Origin of the sequence: Streptococcus mitis (assembly GCF_001579035.1) — a bacterium.
In the GTDB taxonomy this organism is placed as follows: Bacteria; Bacillota; Bacilli; order Lactobacillales; family Streptococcaceae; genus Streptococcus; species Streptococcus mitis_J.
This window is the reverse complement of the sequence record NZ_KQ970286.1, coordinates 88620-91331: the sequence shown is the minus strand read 5'-3', so window position 1 is coordinate 91331 and position 2712 is coordinate 88620. Positions and strand designations below refer to the sequence as shown.

General features: G+C 42.9%; 2 protein-coding genes and 1 pseudogene. All 3 read right to left on the bottom strand.

Annotated elements, in window-relative coordinates; genetic code table 11:
* Positions 1-1535 (bottom strand): ABC-F family ATP-binding cassette domain-containing protein (locus tag SMIDD26_RS02705; protein WP_061438830.1); only part of this gene is annotated, 1535 nt, incomplete at its 3' end.
* Between the two features lie 162 nt (positions 1536-1697).
* A complete protein-coding gene (locus tag SMIDD26_RS02700) occupies positions 1698-2171 on the bottom strand; it encodes a VanZ family protein (RefSeq protein WP_049512987.1) in 474 nt (157 codons plus the stop codon).
* Positions 2171-2712 (bottom strand): annotated as a pseudogene (locus SMIDD26_RS02695) (23S rRNA (adenine(2503)-C(2))-methyltransferase RlmN); the annotation flags it as partial. The gene SMIDD26_RS02700 and the pseudogene SMIDD26_RS02695, both read right to left, overlap by 1 nt.

Below are 2712 nucleotides of genomic sequence, written 5' to 3'. Positions count from 1 at the left end.
AGCTTGTTAAAGTCCCAGATTTGGTCCATCCAACCTTCATAAAAGTCTGGTTCGTGGCAGACCATAAGGATCGATCCCTTATATTCTTTAAGAGCACGTTTGAGTTCATCCTTGGCATCCACATCCAAGTGGTTGGTCGGCTCGTCCAGCACTAAAACATTGTTTTCCCGATTCATCAAGAGACAGAAACGAACCTTGGCTTGTTCCCCACCTGACAAAACCTGAATTTGGCTTTCAATATGCTTGGTTGTCAGACCACAACGGGCAAGTGCTGCACGAACTTCTGCTTGGTTAAGGGCAGGAAAGGCATTCCAGACGGCCTCTAGTGGCGTTTGACGATTTCCCCCTTCTACTTCCTGCTCAAAATAACCAAGTTCTAGGTAATCACCGCGTTCGACTTCCCCAGCGATTGGTGTAATAATACCCAAGAGAGACTTCAAGAGAGTTGTTTTCCCGATACCATTGGCACCGATAATAGCAACCTTTTGATTGCGTTCAAAGGTAAGATTCAAAGGCTTGGTCAGTGGACGATCATAGCCAATCTGCAAGTCCTTTGCTTGGAAGATAAAGCGCCCTGGTGTACGAGCTGGTTTAAAATCAAAGGACGGCTTTGGTTTCTCACTTTGCAGTTCGATAATATCCATCTTATCCAATTTCTTCTGACGGGACATGGCCATATTTCGTGTTGCAACACGCGCTTTGTTTCGAGCCACGAAGTCCTTGAGATCGGCAATCTCTTTCTGCTGACGTTCATAGGCCGCCTCCAGCTGAGATTTCTTCATGGCATAGACTTCTTGGAACTGGTAGTAGTCACCAGAGTAACGCGTCAGCTGTTGATTCTCCACATGATAGACGATATTGATAACATCGTTCAGGAATGGAATATCGTGCGAAATAAGGACAAAGGCATTCTCATAGTTTTGGAGATAGCGCTTGAGCCAGTCAATATGCTCAGCATCCAAGTAGTTGGTCGGCTCGTCCAAAAGCAAGATATCAGGCTTTTCAAGGAGGAGTTTAGCCAAAAGCACCTTGGTTCTTTGTCCACCTGACAAAGAAGTTACATCCGTATCCATGCCAAAGTCCATAACACCAAGGGCACGCGCTACTTCGTCAATCTTCGCATCCAAGGTATAGAAATCACGACTCTCCAGACGGTCTTGAAGTTCTCCCACTTCTTCCATGAGAGCATCAACATCCGCACCGTCTTCAGCCATTTCCATATAAAGGTCATTGATACGGGCTTCTGCTTTAAAAAGCTCATCAAAGGCCGTACGCAGAACATCGCGAACAGACTGACCTTCTTCCAAGACAGAGTGCTGATCCAAGTAACCAGCAGTCACATATTTGGACCACTCAACCTTCCCTTCATCTGGCAGCATTTTGCCAGTCACGATGCTCATAAAGGTTGATTTTCCTTCACCATTGGCACCAACCAGGCCGATATGTTCTCCCTTTAGGAGACGGAAAGACACATCTTCAAAAATTGCACGGTCACCAAAACCGTGACTCAGATTTTTAACTTCTAAAATACTCATTTTAATTCCTTATCTTGTTTTTATACTCTTCGAAAATCAAATTCAAACCACGTCAGCTTCACCTTGCCGTATATATGTTACTGACTTCGTCAGTTCTATCTACAACCCCAAAGCAGTGCTTTGAGCAACCTACGGCTAGCTTCCTAGTTTGCTCTTTGATTTTCATTGAGTATTATGTAATCGTTTATAAAGTAGCCAAGCCAGATAGCCACCCAAGGTATTGGTCCACAAATCATCAATTTCAAAGACGCGATTAAAATCAAAGAAAAAATCTAAGACTAACTGCATACACTCAATTCCTAGACTCAGAAGAAAACTGAAAAAGATCACTTTTCTTGTCTTACGCAAGTTTGGAAGGAGATAAAGGAGTTGGAAAATCAGAGGAAAAAGCAAGAAGACATTGAGGATATTCTGTAGAAAAATCCAACATAATTGTCCAATGTCACTTACTTCACCCAGTTTCCAGAGAGAATTGAAAGGAGTCAAAAGAAAAACCAGGCGTCCAAGATGTTGAATACCTGGAGTTTCCACCCCCACGGGAGATTGTTCTTGAGGAGTAAAGCAAAAATAAACAATGCAAATGCTATAGAAAATGACTCCCCAGACCAAAACATGATTATAAGTTTTCTTCATCATTAAGGATTAACTGCTGCGACTGCTTTCTGGCGGTCACGTTTCATTGTATTAGAGCGCAATTGTCCACAAGCTGCATCAATATCAGTACCATGCTCTTGACGGACAACACAGTTAACCCCTTTTTTCTTAAGCGTATCATAGAAGGCCATGACGCGCTCTTTAGGACTACGGCTATATTGGTCATGCTCACTAACTGGGTTATAAGGAATCAAGTTTACATAAGACAATTTCTTGATGTTCTTGAGCAATTCAGCCAATTCCAAGGCTTGTTCTACACCGTCATTAACTTCATTGAGCATGATATACTCAAAGGTCACACGACGATTAGTTGTCTCAATGTAGTACTCAATAGCAGCAAAGAGTTTTTCAATCGGAAAGGCACGGTTAATCTTCATGATGCTTGAGCGAAGTTCATTATTAGGTGCGTGAAGTGACACGGCAAGATTGACCTGAACCCCTTCATTAGCAAAATCACGAATTTTATGGGCCAAACCTGAGGTTGAAACTGTAATATGACGAGCACCGATAGCCATTCCCTTGT